Source organism: Paenibacillus sp. FSL H3-0310, from assembly GCF_038002785.1.
GTDB lineage: Bacteria > Bacillota > Bacilli > Paenibacillales > Paenibacillaceae > Paenibacillus_AQ > Paenibacillus_AQ odorifer.
The window spans coordinates 2,114,603-2,130,535 of record NZ_JBBODC010000001.1; the positions used below are offsets into that span (position 1 = coordinate 2,114,603).

At 44.5% G+C, this 15,933-nt stretch carries 17 protein-coding genes; 8 read left to right on the top strand and 9 right to left on the bottom strand.

Annotation, left to right across the window (positions count from 1 at the left end; all coding sequences use genetic code 11):
* Positions 1-4: 4 nt before the first annotated feature.
* Both MHH63_RS09530 and MHH63_RS09535 read right to left on the bottom strand, forming a co-directional pair.
* Positions 5-877: a glycoside hydrolase family 43 protein gene (locus MHH63_RS09530; protein WP_341171434.1), complete on the bottom strand. Its 873-nt coding sequence runs from the start codon at positions 875-877 to the stop codon at positions 5-7.
* 68 nt (positions 878-945) lie between these two features.
* Positions 946-1,851, bottom strand: coding sequence for a helix-turn-helix transcriptional regulator (locus MHH63_RS09535; RefSeq protein WP_254847677.1), 906 nt, complete (start codon positions 1,849-1,851; stop codon positions 946-948).
* A 155-nt stretch (positions 1,852-2,006) separates the two neighbouring features.
* Here MHH63_RS09535 and MHH63_RS09540 point away from each other — a divergent pair, with 155 nt between their 5' ends.
* Positions 2,007-4,082: a beta-galactosidase gene (locus tag MHH63_RS09540; RefSeq protein WP_339187517.1), complete on the top strand. Its 2,076-nt coding sequence runs from the start codon at positions 2,007-2,009 to the stop codon at positions 4,080-4,082.
* A gap of 49 nt (positions 4,083-4,131) precedes the next feature.
* Here MHH63_RS09540 and MHH63_RS09545 read toward each other — a convergent pair whose 3' ends face one another.
* Both MHH63_RS09545 and MHH63_RS09550 read right to left on the bottom strand, forming a co-directional pair.
* Positions 4,132-4,677, bottom strand: coding sequence for a GNAT family N-acetyltransferase (locus tag MHH63_RS09545; RefSeq protein WP_076129818.1), 546 nt, complete (start codon positions 4,675-4,677; stop codon positions 4,132-4,134).
* On the bottom strand, positions 4,674-5,324 hold the full coding sequence (locus MHH63_RS09550) for an NUDIX hydrolase (RefSeq protein ID WP_076190947.1): 651 nt from the start codon (positions 5,322-5,324) through the stop codon (positions 4,674-4,676). The genes MHH63_RS09545 and MHH63_RS09550 overlap by 4 nt, the downstream gene beginning before the upstream one ends.
* 142 nt (positions 5,325-5,466) lie before the next feature.
* On the opposite strand from MHH63_RS09550, the gene MHH63_RS09555 reads away from it, so the two are divergent.
* Both MHH63_RS09555 and MHH63_RS09560 read left to right on the top strand, forming a co-directional pair.
* Positions 5,467-5,991 (top strand): hypothetical protein, encoded by a 525-nt coding sequence (locus tag MHH63_RS09555; RefSeq protein WP_076307738.1) that lies wholly within the window; start codon positions 5,467-5,469, stop codon positions 5,989-5,991.
* Between the two features lie 2 nt (positions 5,992-5,993).
* Positions 5,994-6,434, top strand: coding sequence for a hypothetical protein (locus tag MHH63_RS09560; RefSeq protein WP_076307739.1), 441 nt, complete (start codon positions 5,994-5,996; stop codon positions 6,432-6,434).
* Between the two features lie 422 nt (positions 6,435-6,856).
* Here the strand turns inward: MHH63_RS09560 and kduD are convergent, their stop codons facing one another.
* Genes kduD through kduI form a run of 3 tightly spaced genes read right to left on the bottom strand, consistent with a single transcriptional unit; the run spans position 6,857 to position 9,279 of the window.
* Positions 6,857-7,612 (bottom strand): 2-dehydro-3-deoxy-D-gluconate 5-dehydrogenase KduD, encoded by a 756-nt coding sequence (gene kduD, locus MHH63_RS09565; RefSeq protein ID WP_036688326.1) that lies wholly within the window; start codon positions 7,610-7,612, stop codon positions 6,857-6,859.
* A 43-nt stretch (positions 7,613-7,655) separates the two neighbouring features.
* A complete protein-coding gene (locus MHH63_RS09570) occupies positions 7,656-8,411 on the bottom strand; it encodes a DeoR/GlpR family DNA-binding transcription regulator (RefSeq protein ID WP_076129821.1) in 756 nt (251 codons plus the stop codon).
* A gap of 34 nt (positions 8,412-8,445) precedes the next feature.
* The gene (gene kduI, locus MHH63_RS09575; RefSeq protein ID WP_036688322.1) at positions 8,446-9,279 is read right to left on the bottom strand and encodes a 5-dehydro-4-deoxy-D-glucuronate isomerase; all 834 of its coding nucleotides are present in this window, start codon (positions 9,277-9,279) and stop codon (positions 8,446-8,448) included.
* Between the two features lie 229 nt (positions 9,280-9,508).
* Between kduI and MHH63_RS09580 the strand changes: the two genes are divergently transcribed.
* Positions 9,509-11,185, top strand: coding sequence for a hypothetical protein (locus MHH63_RS09580; protein ID WP_341143227.1), 1,677 nt, complete (start codon positions 9,509-9,511; stop codon positions 11,183-11,185).
* Positions 11,186-11,584: 399 nt separating this feature from the next.
* Entirely contained in the window at positions 11,585-13,009 is a 1,425-nt protein-coding gene (aspA, locus tag MHH63_RS09585) for an aspartate ammonia-lyase (RefSeq protein ID WP_036689072.1), read from the top strand.
* 148 nt (positions 13,010-13,157) lie between these two features.
* Here the strand turns inward: aspA and MHH63_RS09590 are convergent, their stop codons facing one another.
* On the bottom strand, positions 13,158-13,700 hold the full coding sequence (locus MHH63_RS09590) for a MerR family transcriptional regulator (RefSeq protein WP_341171435.1): 543 nt from the start codon (positions 13,698-13,700) through the stop codon (positions 13,158-13,160).
* Between the two features lie 23 nt (positions 13,701-13,723).
* Positions 13,724-13,855 carry a hypothetical protein gene (locus tag MHH63_RS09595; RefSeq protein ID WP_256716016.1) on the bottom strand — a complete coding sequence of 44 codons (132 nt, stop codon included), beginning with the start codon at positions 13,853-13,855 and terminating at the stop codon, positions 13,724-13,726.
* Positions 13,856-13,913: 58 nt separating this feature from the next.
* Here MHH63_RS09595 and MHH63_RS09600 point away from each other — a divergent pair, with 58 nt between their 5' ends.
* The 3 genes from MHH63_RS09600 to MHH63_RS09610 are packed head-to-tail and all read left to right on the top strand — an operon-like array spanning position 13,914 to position 15,872.
* Positions 13,914-14,534, top strand: a complete 621-nt coding sequence (locus MHH63_RS09600; protein WP_341171436.1) for a bifunctional transcriptional activator/DNA repair enzyme AdaA — start codon at positions 13,914-13,916, stop codon at positions 14,532-14,534.
* Positions 14,524-15,057, top strand: a complete 534-nt coding sequence (locus MHH63_RS09605; protein ID WP_076301596.1) for a methylated-DNA--[protein]-cysteine S-methyltransferase — start codon at positions 14,524-14,526, stop codon at positions 15,055-15,057. Before MHH63_RS09600 ends, MHH63_RS09605 begins: the two co-directional genes overlap by 11 nt.
* The gene (locus MHH63_RS09610) at positions 15,054-15,872 is read left to right on the top strand and encodes an SPL family radical SAM protein (RefSeq protein ID WP_076301595.1); all 819 of its coding nucleotides are present in this window, start codon (positions 15,054-15,056) and stop codon (positions 15,870-15,872) included. Before MHH63_RS09605 ends, MHH63_RS09610 begins: the two co-directional genes overlap by 4 nt.
* The last annotated feature ends 61 nt before the right edge of the window (positions 15,873-15,933 follow it).

Genomic DNA, 15,933 nt, shown 5'->3' on the forward strand with positions numbered 1-15,933 from the left:
TACATTACAATGATTTTATCGAAATCGTTCTGGAGCTTTCCTGGACCTCAATAAGCAGCGGCCGTTCTTGTGGGTTGAGATTTGGGGCATGAATGGCCAGCATAAGTCTGCCCGTCAAATCACGAAACAACATTCCATGTCCGCCATCTTTGGCATAAAGAGGCTCAGGATCATGTTGCCAAGGTCCACTAATGTCACCGCTGACGGATCGGGCTAAACCCATGGCATAACCACTAGCTCCACTGCTAGACCACAACATAAGCAGCTCACCACTGCTAGTCTGATGCATAAAAGGACCGTTAGTTACGTATTGCCCTTCTTTGCCACCTACCGTCCAAGGAGCTTGTGAAGCCTGGAAAAGCAGCATAGATTCGCCAATAGTAGCACTTAAATCCTCCTTCAGCCGAACGGCATACATTTCTCCATCCGTCACTTCAATCCATTCACGGCAAAAGATCATCCAAGGTTTGTCTTCTTTATCTACATATAACGTTCCGTCAAGGCACTCCCAAGAAGCAGGGGTAATCGGATGATTGCTGATAGGGAGATAAGGACCCTCAGGTGTTTCCACGCTTAATATTTGTGTCCCCCGTGGAACGCCATGTCTTTTAAAAGAAGCGAACATATAATATTTTCCGTTGTAGCGATGAACCTCTGGTGCCCAGAAATGATGATCAGCCCAAAAATCAGGATCTGGACGAAAGGCAGCAATGGGTCCGGACCATTCCTGAAGATCTGAGCTGATATATACATCGAAGCCGTGAGGTGCGCCACTCCAAGCTGTTAAGCCATCTGTGCCAAATAAATAGTATTGACCAAGTTCAGGAACAGATAGGATATAGGGATCTCTAAAGTTAATATCAGATAATGTTTTCATTAAGGTGCCCCCAATTTACAAGCTATCATTTGCTTAATTTCACAATATCTTCTTTAGGCTTGGAAGCGTTACTTCATTTGCTCGTCTTGTAGCAAACGTATTTTCATTACTCCGGGTGTACAGCCGTAGTTTTTTCGGAAGACACGTATAAAATAATTAGTCTCCATGCCCAGCTGAAGCGCAATATCTTGAACGGGGATCTCCACATCCTCCGTCATTAATTGCAGCGCCCGCTCCAGCCGCAGATTCTGCAAATACTTATGCGGAGTGACCCCATATTCCTGCACAAATAAACGCTGGAAATGCTGCACAGAGTACCCGACTGCTGCTGCAAGATTGGAGATCAGAAGCGGTTCTGTGTAATGTTCGTTGATCAGCCCGACGGCTGTAGTTAGGGCTTCATTTCGGACCGACTCGAAGGCTAGACGATTACCGGAGACTTCTGAACTCTTGGCAGGGCGCAGCATCAAGAGCAGTCTATAGAGTGTGATAGACAACTCTTGCATCCACATCTCGTCCTGCCGATTGGGGGCAGGAGAATTCACCGTATGCCAGATTTGGCCGATTTCTTCCCAGCATTGTTCAAAACGATCCGTTCGATAAGGAACAGAAGGGAGCAGTTCAAGCGCTTCCAGCAATCCATGAGCTTGACTGCCTTGAAAGCCGATAAAGCCAACATGCCACGGTTCATGAGAGGTAGGATAATATTCATGACCACGATCGGGCGGGAAGGCAAAAGCCATCCCCGGTTCCAGTATGATTTCTGTGCCACTTTCCAGATCACGAAATAACCCGGTTCCGGTCCGGATTAAAAAGATTTGATACACAGGAAATCCTGCTGGGCGCACATGATGGAATTGGATATGGCGACCTACAGAGTAGGGGGATAGGGGCAACGTTCCAGAGTCGCGCGGTAATTCAATCAGAGAAAAAGGTAGCAGGTTTATCACCTCATCTTCATTTTGTGCTATCACTTCGAGACTATATTCCTACTGATTGAAATGAATTTTCTTATATTATAAATAGTATAAATGATGATTCCTGAATAAGATAGCTTACGCTTCTAGCCTATCATCAGAGAATAGTCCCATTCTATAAATGGGCAGAATTGAGAGGATGATCGTACACAATGAATAAAAAACATTCCCCGATAAGCAGAAAAGCTGGTGTCATGCTGCACGGTGCTGATTATAATCCTGAACAATGGCTGAAATATCCGGAAGTATTGCGTGAGGATATCCGATTAATGAAGCTGGCGGGCTGCAATGTCATGTCCGTAGGCATTTTTTCGTGGGTATCTCTTGAACCTGAAGAGGGTGTGTTCACTTTCGAATGGTTGGATGGTGTACTTGATTCTTTTGCAGAGAATGGGATTTACGCTATCTTGGCAACGCCAAGTGGTGCCCGCCCAGCATGGATGTCGCAAAAATATCCAGAAGTCTTAAGAGTGGAGCGTAACCGTGTTCACAATTTGCATGGCTTCCGTCATAACCATTGCTTTACCTCACCAGTGTACCGGGAGAAAACTGCAATTCTGAATGCAAAGCTAGCGGAACGGTACAGCCAGCATCCAGCCATTATCGGTTGGCATATTTCGAATGAGTTCGGTGGGGAGTGTCACTGCGAGCTCTGCCAGGATGCTTTTAGAGAATGGTTGAAGGTGAAATATAATAACAGTTTGGATGAGGTGAATCATGCTTGGTGGGCTACTTTTTGGAGCCATACCTACACTTCATGGTCACAGATTGAATCCCCAGCTCCACATGGTGAGACACAAGTACACGGCTTGAATCTTGACTGGCGGCGTTTTGTTAGTGAACGGACAATTGATTTCTGCCAGCACGAGATCAATACGGTTCGTCCTTACAATCCAGAGCTGCCTATCACGACGAATATGCATATGATCGATGGCATTGATTACCGCGAGCTGGCCAAAATCCTGGATGTGGTCTCATGGGACGCTTATCCAGACTGGCATTATACCGAAGACGGTGACGATACTAGATTGGCAGCATGGACGGCGATGCACTACGACTTAATGCGCTCTTTTAAAAAGAAACCGTTCCTGCTGATGGAAAGCACGCCATCCCTTACGAACTGGCAATCGGTCAGTAAGCTGAAACGTCCCGGAATGCACAAGCTGTCTTCCTTGCAAGCGGTAGCGCATGGTTCGGATTCTGTGCAGTATTTTCAATGGCGCAAAAGCCGCGGATCAAGTGAGAAGTTCCACGGCGCAGTTGTAGACCACAGTGGCCACTCCGAGACTCGAGTATTCCAAGATGTAGCGGAAGTAGGAAAGACGCTGGCGGGAATGACGGAAGTAGTGGGTACGTCCACTCCGGCGCAGACGGCGATTATTTTCGATTGGGACAACCGCTGGGCGATAAAGGATGCGCAAGGCATCCGTAATTCCGGATTACGTTATGAGGAGACGGTGCTACAGCATTATCGTGCACTTTGGGAGCTGGGCATTCCAGTTGATATTATAGGCTCTGGAGATGATCTGTCTGCTTACAAGCTGGTTGTTGCCCCTATGTTATACCTGATTAGTGAAGAGAATGGAAAGCGCATTGAGAAATATGTGGAGCAAGGCGGCACATTCCTCGCAACCTATTGGTCAGGAGTAGTTAACGAAACGGATTTATGTCATCTGGGAGGATTCCCTGGTCCACTGCGCAGAACACTGGGGATTTGGGCAGAGGAGACAGAAGGGCTGCACAGCCGTGATCTGAACGGGTTAGTGATGGAGGCCGGTAATAAACTTAAGCTAAGCGGTGACTACGATGCGCATGAGATAGCCGAGCTGATTCATTTGGAAGGTGCAGAGGCTTTGGGGCATTATCGCAACGATTTCTATGCGGGCCGTCCAGCGCTTACAGTCAATCGTTTTGGTGAAGGAAATGCGTACCATCTTGCTACCCGTGTGAAAGACACTTCGTTCTATGTTGAGCTATACGCAGCGATCACATCTAAGGCAGGAATTACCCGTGCGATGGATAGTGAGCTTCCAGCAGGTGTGACTGCACAACTTCGCACAGATGGCGAAAGTGATTATGTTTTTGTGCAAAATTTCAGCGGCAGTCCGCAAACGGTAGAGCTGGATGGAGCGGAATACACAGACTTGGAAACAGGTCTTTCAGCTCCGGCCCTATTGAATCTAGCGGTGAATGGACTTGCGATGTTGAAGCGTAAAGCATTAGTATAATAAAAAGGCAGGACCTGAGTTTCAGGTTCTGCCTTTTTTTTGAATAGAATCAGTTCTTAACTCTTCCCATCATAATGGTGTTATACAATTTGCCGTCCGATAGAAGTTTATCTTTCTTTAAAATCCCTTCAATTTCAAAGCCAAGCTTTTGATATAGCTTAATAGCGTTGGTGTTCGTTTCCAGCACATTTAGGGTGATCTTTTGAATACCATTAGTGTCAGCCCAGGCAATCGATTCGGCGAGAAGATTTTTTCCAATACCATATCCCCAATAATCCTGCAGCACACATACTCCAAATTCTACTTTATGAGCAAATCTTTTTAAGGGATAACCTTCGCATCTGGAGAACGCAACGATTTGATTATCAACTACTGCGACTAGAAAAAGGTTATTATTTTTCTCAGAATCGGCTTGAATAAGCTGTTCAAACCCTTTTTCGTCAATAAAGGCTTCGCCTGGTTCCCGATCTAAATTCTCGGTTTCTCCATCGATCCGCACCCTTAATTCAGATAACACTTTAGCATCATGAGAGGCCGCAGATCTAATGCTGTATTGGATTCCATTCACTGTAAATGTTTGAGGATTAATGATCATATGTCCTCCGTGACGATGGGTGATGTTAGAATTATTGCTTCGATGCCCTCAATGATCCGAGTGAAATAGGCTGCTTCATGAGGCACAAAATGAGTCCGATCCACACTTTGTTGAATGTTGATTTTTTGTCCGTTTGAATCCACTTTGAAACCATTGATTTGTAGACTATGTATTTCTCCTTGCCAAAAGCTTCGGAAGTCGGCAAACTTTGTGATAACTATTCCTGCGACCTCTTCTTCTTGCAGCTTAAAATCGTCCAGAGGATAAGGATTGTTATAAACAAAAACATGCGCTCGTTCTTTATCGATAAGATTTTCTTTGATCATACTGTAAGGAATCGTACCTAAGGGAATCAGTTCATCAAAAGCTAGCTCCAAACCGAGTTCTTCTTGAACCTCGCGAATCCCGTCCTCTACCGTTTCGTGTGTCAGCAAATGTCCAGCGGCCGTGATGTCCAGCAATCCTGCATAATCTTGTTTCTGCTCACTACGAAGCTGTAAATAAATATAGGGGATTTCTTGGGTTTTGCTTATAAACCAGCAGTGGAAGGTCTCGTGCCAATGTCCTAACCGATGTACTTCTGCCCGTGGAGCTGTACCGATTCGGTGACCCGCTTCATCAAATATAGTAAGTATCTCATTATGCATAGAAAAGCTCCTTTGTGAAAATATCTACTGCTTAAAGCCTATCATAAAAACGATCGAATTGCTTAATGTCCCCAAGTGATTTTTATTGACATCGTTAAGAAATATATGTATATTTTTGGATGTTAATCAAAGGAGGAGTTAAATGAATTTATTAGCCATGAAGCGGGAAGACTTGGACACTTTAAGTGATGAAAGGTTAGGATGGGCCTGTATGGAGCCTACCTTTCAGCTGATTCGCGGAAAATCGCCATCGACCAAATCAGAAGTGATCTCGAAGCTCACAGAGGGGCAACAAGCCTTATGCATGTTCAGAGTGCTATATGGTCACAGCTGTAATTCCGAAGGGGAATATTATGCTTGGATTTCCTACATGCAAGACCTGCCAGGGTATTGGACAGGGGTGATAGGAGGCATACGATTTTTTGACGATTCACCCATGATTCTTTTGCTTCAGGAAACAAAGACATTTCTCGAGGAAAGAAATCATCGACTGGGTAAAGAGTGGGCGGATGCGGCCATCACGGATTTGGATCGAGACCCTCAGCTGTTAGAAGTAATTAGTGAGTTATTCGAACGATATAAGAACCTGACACCAAATACGCATAGAATTATCGGCGAATATATTCGCACTCATCCAGAGGAGTTTGTAGAAATAGGGTGTTCATAATTATGAATATCAAGAAACGTTATGTATTTCTCGTACTTATTTTTTTATTAATCGAAATCCCTGTAATCATTAATCTCTACCATAGTTATAATTCATTTGAGAATTTAGTGTTGGATCAAATCGATGAAACTGAAATCACCTCAATCGAGATTGAGAAATCTTTAGTGGATGAAAAGGTAGTGATTGAAGATCCGAAGGAAATTGAAAAGATCATTTATGCTTTTTCAGATGTAAAATTGAGAAGAAGTAGTGCTTTGGACAAATCTACGGAGACCTACTGGATAAGTATTATTGTAAATAACAGCTTGAGGTTTGGCATGAATCTTACGGATACTAACTTCCTGTATGTGACAGATCTTGATAAGAAGGACAAATACAGTTCGGGAAACTTTAGAATGACTAGTGATTTTGATGTGAATTCCATTGCAAGCTTATTTAAATGATGTAGAACGATCCACAACCACTGATACTGAGATTTTCGGACCCAGATGCCCCTATTTGCGAATTTATCGCCTTTTGAGCAGGTTTTCGGACTCCAACGACGCTATTGCTCATGAAAGAGCTTATAATTGGTGTTTTTTGCGCCAATAGCGGCTATGAGGTCCGATAGCTATCCAAATAGCGGATAAAACGGTGTATAAGGTCAGCTGAGTCCTTTAGCTGCTGCGTGTGCAGATCGGTCAGCTGAGTCTGATAGCTGCTGCGTGTGCAGATCGGTCAGCTGAGTCCTTTAGGTGCTGCATGTGCAGATTGTTCAGTTGAGTTCTTTAGCTGCTGCGTGTGCAGATTGTTCAGTTGAGTCTGATAGTGCTTCATATCCACACAAAAAATGGGTGCCCCTATGGGACACCCATTTTTGTATGGATTATCTAGCCATCCATCCGCCATCCACATTAAGAACGTGACCGTTCAAGTAGTCAGATGCTGCGGAAGCCAAGAATACAGCAGGGCCTTTAACGTCATCAGGCGTTCCCCAACGTGCTGCAGGGATACGGTCTAAGATAGAGTCCGAACGACTTTGGTCGGCACGGATTGGTGCGGTATTTTCAGTAGCCATATAGCCTGGTGCAATTGCATTGATGTTCAAACCGGAGCCTGCCCATTCATTGGCAAAAGCTTTAGTAAGACCCGCAACCCCGTGTTTACTCGCAGTGTAACCAGGGACATTGATTCCGCCTTGATAGGAGAGCATGGAGGCGATGTTAATGATTTTGCCGGATCCTCTTTCCAGGAAGTGGCGGCCTGCGATTTGCGACAGAAGGAAAACTGTGTTCAGGTTCAAATTGATGACATCAAACCAGTCTTTTTCACTATGATCTTTTGCCGGTGCACGGCGGATCATTCCTGCGCAGTTTACGAGAATGTCAACATGTCCGGTCAGCTCTAGCGCTTGGTCAAAAGTGCTTTGCAGCTTGCTGTGATCACTTAAGTCAGATTCGATACTAACTGCTTTTACTCCAAAAGCTTTTGCTGCATTTACGGTTTCTTCACTCGAATTAAGGGAGACAGATGCAACGTCTGCACCGGCTTCTGCAAATGCAAGCGCGATTCCTTGTCCAAGACCTTGAGCTGCGCCTGTTACAATAGCTGTTTTACCTGCCAAGCTGAATAATGATGACATATAAATTACGCCCCTTTATTGTAAATGGATTGTTATTCCGGGTTTACCCGCATTCAATGGTAACGCCTGCACTGCGGAACTGATCTGCCGTTTCGGGGGAGAGCCCTTTGTCCGTCAGAATCACGTCAACTTCTTGTAGGGAAGCAAAGGTACGCAGTGCAGTATGGCCGAATTTATGATGATCTACAACCGCGAATACCTTACGGGCTGTAGATACAAGGGCTTGCTTGAACTCAATTAAATCTCCGGTATAAATGGAGAGCCCATGCTCTATATGAATAGCAGTCGATGAAAGGAATGCTTTTTGAATATTAAGCTTTTGTACATAGGAGACGGCTTCAGGACCAGCCAACATATTACGGACACGATAACCACCGGGAACGACCAGACGGATGTTATCTTTGGGAACCAGTTCGCTGATGATGTATACATCATTGGTGACTACCGTTAGTGGCATATTGTCCAAACGCCGAGCAATTTCAAGCGTAGTGCTACCGCCATCAAGAGCGATAATATCGTCCGGTTCAATATGAGCAAGCGCACGCAAGGCAATCTCCGTCTTCTCGTCAGAGTATTTATCCAGCGGATCCTTGGAGGGCAAAATACCAAACTGGTCGCTTTGTGCCAACACAGCTCCGCCATGTACACGTACGATCAGCCCTTGTTCCTCCAGCCTGCTTAAATCCTCGCGTATTGTTTTTCCAGTAACCTGAAGCTTATCGCTCAGTTCATTCACCGTTACATCTTTTTGGTTCAGCATAACTTCCATAATCATCTCGTGTCGTCGTATCGGGTTCATCCGCCTGCCTCATCTTTCCGTAGTTGATTTATCTCTATTGTAATTCTTTCATGGATACGGGGTCCATATCATCATATCTTTTATTATCGCCAGCCATACTCCAGATAAAAGTATAGTTATGAGTGCCGACACCACTGTGGATGGACCAGCTTGGAGAAATAACGGCTTGTTCGTTATGCATTACGATATGGCGGGTTTCGTCAGGTTCTCCCATCAGGTGGAACACAACGGAATCGTCCGGAAGATCAAAATAGAAATAGGCTTCCATCCGGCGTGGATGGGTATGTGCTGGCATGGTGTTCCACATGCTGCCTGGTTTCAGTTGGGTCATACCCATAACCAGTTGGGCACTTTGCACACCATTTGTGTGAATGAAGCGGTGGATTGTCCGCTCGTTAGAGTTCTCCAGACCACCCATCGCACCGGATTCAGAATCGGCCAGTGTGGTTTTGGTAGTAGGGTAGGACTGATGGGCAGGAGCAGAATTCAAATAGAATTTAGCAGGCTTGGAAGCGTCTGCACTTTTGAAGACTACATCTTTAGAACCTTGACCTACATAAAGACATTCTTTGAAATCCACTTCATATTCTGTGCCATCTACAACCACGGAGCCTTTACCACCGACATTGATGATGCCCAGTTCTCGGCGTTCCAAGAAATAAGTAACCCCAAGTTCTTTAAGGTCAGTAGTTAGCGCAACCTCTTCTTTTACAGGATTAGCTCCACCAACGATCATACGATCTTCATGGGTTAGGACAAGCTTTAGCTCATCAGGAGCAAAAATAACGGGAATGTGGAATTCCTTACGGAGGCGCTCAGTGTCAAATTGTTTTACTTCATTAGGATGGGATGCGAAACGTCTTTCCATTGAATGTTCAATCTCCTTTGTGTACATATTATCGTTCGTATAGGTACACTTTAGTCCATTTATGTTCATTTTACAAGTACTAATCTTTTTTATTTCGTTTATTTATGTTTATTTATTGGTTTTTCCAATTGCAAAATGAACGAAAAGTGTGCACAATAGAGCTATTATGCTCGATTTTCATGAATGACGGAAGATGATATAAAACTGAAATGATGGAGGTTGAAAAGTAATGCCGGGGTTGAAAAATATCCAGAGTACTTATAAGGAACGTCAGCAAGAAATTATTTTTAATATAGCACTGGAAGCAGAGCAACGCCCTTTATTGGAAAGTGGACTCTGGTTCCATGATGATGTGCGAAATAACTTTTATTATGCTTCGTATCTTTTTGCAGTGGCTGTTGATGATTCTTTTGAGCTGCCTTTTGATCGTGAGCAAGCGAAACAGAAAGCACAGGATGTACTGCTGGAGATTTTAATGCTTCAGAACCGGCAGCCCGGCACAGAGTTATACGGTCATTGGCCGCTCGGTTTGAATCCGGTTCCGCGAGATGCGTCACCGCATGAGTTACCAGTGGAGCTTATGGGCAGCCTGCTGGCGTATTTTTGCAAAAGATACGGAGGAGCATTAAATGCTCAACTTCGCATAGTTCTGAATACAGCGTTTGGACATATTTATCGCAGTGATTTCTACCGTAAGCCGGTGGTTACTTTTGGGCATCATGAAGCTAAATATACAGCTGCTAAGCTGATTTTTGGCACCCTGTTTGCGGATGAAATATTGCTTGAGGATGGCCGGCAGAGTCTGAAGGATACGCTGACTTATATTCGTACTAAAGGGATGCCGGAATACGGCAGTCTTCCGTGGTTTTGGCATTGGGTACAGGCATTCACCTGCGCGTTGGAACTTGTCCTGCCTGAGGATACGGAGCTTACTACAAGCCTTAAAGAAATGCTTGACCATCTATGGAATGTACGAGCTGAATTCTATCTGCGTGGTGCTTGGGTTGGTGCGCATTCTAGAGGCTGGCCGCATGATGTTCCCGGCGATGCTAATGTACTTCATGATTATGTTCAGTTTGGAGACTTCCAGCTGCCTGAGAGGATGCCGCGCACTGAGTATGCCGGTTTATTATTCTATCAAGTATCCGATGAAATATTAGCCGCAGCCATGAATCGCCAGACACCAGTGGAAGTAGGGAAGATTACTCAGAAGGTTGTCCCAACGGATCCACAGCCGCAGCCTTTGCTTCATTCCTATGCTTATATTACAGAGGAGTTTGCAGCAGGCGGGATGTGGGAGCGGGTTGAGGAATTCGATAATGAGCAGCTTCGCTGGGCTTTTTCGTTACCTGTGAGTGGAGAGGGAAGCGCAAATCAGCTGTATTTCTTCCACCCGGGACAAGGCTACAATGAGGGAGATCCCCGCCATCAAAGCCGTTATATGGAGGTTCTCTATCACAAGAATGTCATCATTTCTTTATTCCCAATCCCCCAGGGTGAGAAGAATACGATCATAGGTGTACTTCCCCAAGGGGAATGGAAACAAGAGCCGTATACATTGTACGGGCAAGTTGGTGAGACGTATTTTGTTATTTATTTATCTCACCCTTATCAGCTGCAGGAACGGTCCAGATTCATAGAGGTATCCGTCGCAGGGATGCCGGGCGGTGTGATCGTTGAAGCATTGGGCATTAAGAAAGCTGCCGAATGTGGTATTATTGGTTTAGAGGCTTTTGCCGCAGCTATGGCTCATAAAGAAAGGAATTTCGAAGTGGGAGAGGTATTAGCAGCGAATTATACCAACATGGATGGTGAAAGCTTAGTTTTGAGTATTAGTAGGGAGTTAGAATTACCGCAAGCTCAGCTTAATGGAATTCAGATCTCATTAGATCATTATTCAGTATAAAAAAACACAATTACTGTGATAAATAGTAATCCGAGTCGGCCTTTTTGGCCGGCTTCTTTAATAAGGAGCTACATGAAAGGATGTGATGCCCCATTGCACAGCCCGCAATAGATACCTAAGTATCTGTAAACGTGATTTTGTCCAAAATACTTATAATTGGGGTGAGCGACGATTTATCTGGATAAACTAGACCTAACGATTTGGTAATTCAATCCTCCCTAAGCACATTTCCCTTTAGAATAGCGGTGTTAGGTTACTAAATAGTAATTAATTACATTAAACCCTATTTTTCTGAGAGACATTTGTCACAATAAAGGTTAATATCTAAGTGAGATAGAAATGATTGCGCTTACTTATTTTCTAATAAACCTAATCATAATGAATGCGAGGGATATAACAGTGATTGAAACTGAATTTCGTGTAGAAAATGACTTTCTAGGCAGTAAACAGGTAGATAAGAACGCTTATTATGGGATTCAGACACTACGCGCAGTCGAGAACTTTCCTATTACGGGCTATCGGGTTCACAAAGAGTTAATTAAAGCGATGGGGATTGTAAAAAAAGCCGCTGCGCTTGCAAATATGGAAGTTGGCCGTCTCTATCGAGGGCTTGGAGAAGTTGTAGTGAAAGCAGCAGAAGAAATCATCGAGGGTCAGTGGCATGAACAATTTATTGTAGATCCTATTCAGGGTGGTGCGGGAACCTCGTTAAATATGAATGCGAATGAGGTTATTGCTAACCGTGCCTTAGAACTGCTTGGCCATGAAAAGGGAGACTATCGTCACTTAAGTCCCAATTCACATGTAAATATGGCGCAGTCTACAAATGATGCGTTTCCGACGGCAATTCATATTGCCACACTTTCACTGCTGGAGCAGCTACTTGTAACGATGCACAGAATGCATGATGTGTTTGCGGTAAAAGCGGATGAATTCGATCCTGTGATAAAAATGGGGCGGACACATCTTCAAGATGCAGTGCCGATTCGTCTGGGTCAAGAATTCGAGGCTTATCGCAGAGTGCTTGAAAGAGATATCAAACGTATTGAGCATACACGCCATCATTTGTATGAAGTCAATATGGGAGCAACAGCAGTGGGTACAGGATTAAATGCTGATCCTCGTTATATTGAATTGGTGGTAGAGCACTTAGCTGAGATCAGTGAATTACCGCTCGTAACGGCAGATCATCTCGTCGATGCCACCCAAAATACGGACGCCTATACAGAAGTGTCTGCTGCCCTAAAAGTGTGCATGATGAACATGTCCAAGATCGCTAATGATCTGCGGTTGATGGCCTCCGGTCCGCGGACTGGGTTTAATGAGATTTCATTGCCTGCACGCCAGCCTGGATCTTCAATTATGCCGGGCAAAGTTAATCCGGTTATGGCAGAGGTCATTAATCAGGTGGCTTTTCAAGTTATAGGGAACGATCATACGATCTGTCTGGCTTCCCAAGCGGGTCAACTGGAGCTGAATGTTATGGAGCCAGTGCTTGTGTTCAATCTTATTCAGTCCATCAGCATCATGAACAATTCCTTCCAAGTCTTCACAGACTTCTGTCTGGCTGGGATTGAAGCCAATAAGGAAAAGCTTGAGCGGGACGTGGAGCGGAGTGTCGGAATCATTACGGCTGTGAACCCGCATCTGGGGTATGAAGTGGTATCGCGGATCGCTAGAGAGGCGATTTTGACTGGGGAATCTGTACGGGAATTGTGCATTAAATATAATGTGCTGACCGAAGAAGAGCTTAATCTGATTCTGGATCCATACGAAATGACACACCCGGGAATTGCAGGAGCAGCTTTATTGCATAAAGAGTAGGATGTTCCGGAGGAGTGAGCTTTTTGCTTGGAAAAAGAAAACCCCCGCCACCGTTTAAGGTGACAGGGGGAGAGCTTAAATATGTTTTTAATTTATATGAATCTACTTCGCGATTGTCTGAAGTAGGTTCTTTTTTTACATTTCAGGCTTAAAAGAAAAATAAAGAACGTAACAGGCCGCGTTTTCTTGGCGGAGCCGTTAGCCTGGTAGAGGCAGTGGACTGGGAATTTTCATAAGAGGTGAGCGGTTTGCCGTTAGACACTTGCAACGGTTCTATTGATGCCGCGATTTGCTTGATCATTATTCGTAGGTCCTCAAGCTCCTCACGCTGCTGGAGCAGTTGGATCAATACTACTTCATCGGCTTTTTGATCGAGTGCACGTTCAACATTGTTGATGCGAGACAAGATATCCTTCATAGGCTCAGCATCTGTGTGCTGTAGTGGATTTTCCTGTTGTGATGTGGAAATTTGCTGCTCATTCGTGAGTGTGAGTTGTATACATTCCAAGGCCTCTCCGTGATTAATACGGTCTTTAATATGATTGAGCAGGTCGATTTGCTGCTCCGAGAACACATAATGGCCAAATCGGTCTTTTGGAAAAAAATCAGGGAACATGGCAGCCCAACGTTTAATTGTGGTTAGACTAACTGACAGCAGCTCTGCGGCATCTTTTGTTTTTAAGATATACATTTCGATTCCTCCAGTTCACGTAGTCATGTTATGAGTAATATTCGTTGTCCAGCAGCGGCTCCCTGCACGGTTGACAAAGGTAGTGCGTATTCGCTAAACAAAGTGTAATTACGAGCAATCTCACCCTTTTGGATTTCACTATCTTGCTTTTCCATTCCAAATTGAGTACAGATGAGCCTGCTCAGGGGTATAATTGCATTAGAGGTGAAGGCGATGAACAGGATTGAAGATGAGAAACAAATGACTGAGGAGCAATGGCAGGCTATTTTGCAAAACGATGTTGCTTATAACGACATATTTTTTTATGCGGTGAAGACTACAGGAATTTTTTGTCGACCCTCCTGCAAATCCAAAGCACCCAATCGGGAGAATGCGTGTGTTTTTCAGAATGCTGAACAAGCGCTGGCAGCCGGATTTCGTCCTTGCAAAAGATGTAAACCGACAGGTGAGCGTCTTCCTGATAAGGAATGGGTAGCTGTGATGACGGAGTACATTGATCATAATTATATGGCCCCCCTCACCCTTGAAACGTTAGCTGAGGTATGTCATGGCAGTCCTTATCATTTACATCGAACCTTTAAGAAAGTAACAGGAATCACTCCTGTGGATTATATACAGCAAAAGAGAATCGCTAAGGCATCTGAGTATTTGCTTACTACAGAGCAGGCAGTTGCTGAGATTGCATTGCGCGTGGGTCTGCCCAATACATCGTATTTTATTACTTTATATAAGAAAAAAACAGGGTATACGCCCACACAGTTTCGTCAGCTTAACAAACAGAAAGTAACGTTGGCTTCTGATTTTAATTTGGAGGGACCGAATCATGGAGAATAAAAAAAATGCTATTCTATACTGGACATTATTAACCGATAAGGATTGGAGTTTTTATATTGCAGCCACTGAGAAGGGGTTAAGTTATGTGGGTTCGCAGCAGCAACCCTTTGAGGAATTAAGCGAATGGGTTAGACGTCGTTTTCCGGGGAGTGAACTGGTGCAGAACGATGAGAAGATGGCGCCTTATTTGAGGGAGCTTAGTGAATATTTGCAAGGGAACCGGCAGAGCTTCGGCATTCCTTTTGATTATCAGGGAACTCCTTTTCAGCTTGCGGTATGGAAGGCGTTATGTGAAATTCCATATGGGCAAACCTGGTCCTATTCAGATATTGCTACACATATTCAAAAACCAGCTGCGGTACGCGCGGTAGGGACTGCCATTGGCGCGAATCCGATTCTGATTACGGTGCCCTGCCACCGGGTTATTGGAAAGAATGGGACATTAACAGGATACCGGGGTGGTTTGGATATGAAGACCAAGCTACTTCAGTTGGAGAGAGGAGAGTATACAGCAGATATATGAAAATAGAGTCCAATTACACCTCCCCAAAAACCTTGCTGAATAAAGGAACAGGTTATCTGTCAGGCTACAGTCATTCCTTAAATCCATATACGGGCTGCACTTATGGCTGTTCCTATTGTTATGTACGTCAGATGCCTGTCTCGCTGTTCCGCAAAGAGGAGTGGGGGACGTGGGTAGATGTTAAACAAGAAGCGGCTGCAATTTTACAAAAAGAACTGCACAAAGCGAAGGCGAAAGGTCCCGTCTCTATTTTTATGTCGTCAAGCACAGATCCCTATCAACCGGTAGAGCACAAGGAAGAGGTGACGAGATCTTTACTGGAGGTTATGGTTCAAGATCCGCCCGATTTCCTATTCGTGCAGACGCGTAGTCCGCTGGTTCGCAGAGATATAGATTTATTATTACGTTTAGAGGATAAGGTTCGTGTAAGTATAACTGTAGAAACAGACCGAGAAGATATTCGCCAAAAATTCACACCAAGCGCTCCTCCCATTGCTGCAAGACTGAAGACGTTACAGCTTTTACGTGAAGCTGGCATCCCCATTCAAGCTACTATAGCGCCAGTACTGCCAAGCAGTCCAACTTTTCCAGCAACCTTAAGGGCTTTGGTGGATAGAGTCTGTGTGGATGACTATTTTATGGGCGACGGCAGCGGCGGCAAACGCACACGGAGATTAGGGATTTATTCCCTATATGAAGAGCTGCAACTGGAAGATTGGTATGATCCTGCAGCATATCGCAGAGTGTATGAAGGACTTCAGCAAGTTTTTTCCGAAGAGGAGCTATTCTTGAGCCAGAAGGGGTTCGAGCCTTAATCTGAAACATGGTATAATAAATGAGAGCATTCATACTTAGTATTTAATATACTTAATATCC

Coding starts and splice junctions, on each gene's coding strand:
- MHH63_RS09530 (WP_341171434.1), bottom strand. CDS start 877: ATGAAAACATTATCTGATATTAACTTTAGAGATCCCTATATCCTATCT.
- MHH63_RS09540 (WP_339187517.1), top strand. CDS start 2,007: ATGAATAAAAAACATTCCCCGATAAGCAGAAAAGCTGGTGTCATGCTG.
- MHH63_RS09545 (WP_076129818.1), bottom strand. CDS start 4,677: ATGATCATTAATCCTCAAACATTTACAGTGAATGGAATCCAATACAGC.
- MHH63_RS09550 (WP_076190947.1), bottom strand. CDS start 5,324: ATGCATAATGAGATACTTACTATATTTGATGAAGCGGGTCACCGAATC.
- MHH63_RS09555 (WP_076307738.1), top strand. CDS start 5,467: ATGAATTTATTAGCCATGAAGCGGGAAGACTTGGACACTTTAAGTGAT.
- MHH63_RS09560 (WP_076307739.1), top strand. CDS start 5,994: ATGAATATCAAGAAACGTTATGTATTTCTCGTACTTATTTTTTTATTA.
- kduD (WP_036688326.1), bottom strand. CDS start 7,612: ATGTCATCATTATTCAGCTTGGCAGGTAAAACAGCTATTGTAACAGGC.
- MHH63_RS09570 (WP_076129821.1), bottom strand. CDS start 8,411: ATGAACCCGATACGACGACACGAGATGATTATGGAAGTTATGCTGAAC.
- kduI (WP_036688322.1), bottom strand. CDS start 9,279: ATGGAAAGACGTTTCGCATCCCATCCTAATGAAGTAAAACAATTTGAC.
- MHH63_RS09580 (WP_341143227.1), top strand. CDS start 9,509: ATGCCGGGGTTGAAAAATATCCAGAGTACTTATAAGGAACGTCAGCAA.
- MHH63_RS09590 (WP_341171435.1), bottom strand. CDS start 13,700: ATGTATATCTTAAAAACAAAAGATGCCGCAGAGCTGCTGTCAGTTAGT.
- MHH63_RS09595 (WP_256716016.1), bottom strand. CDS start 13,855: ATGGAAAAGCAAGATAGTGAAATCCAAAAGGGTGAGATTGCTCGTAAT.
- MHH63_RS09600 (WP_341171436.1), top strand. CDS start 13,914: ATGAACAGGATTGAAGATGAGAAACAAATGACTGAGGAGCAATGGCAG.
- MHH63_RS09605 (WP_076301596.1), top strand. CDS start 14,524: ATGGAGAATAAAAAAAATGCTATTCTATACTGGACATTATTAACCGAT.
- MHH63_RS09610 (WP_076301595.1), top strand. CDS start 15,054: ATGAAAATAGAGTCCAATTACACCTCCCCAAAAACCTTGCTGAATAAA.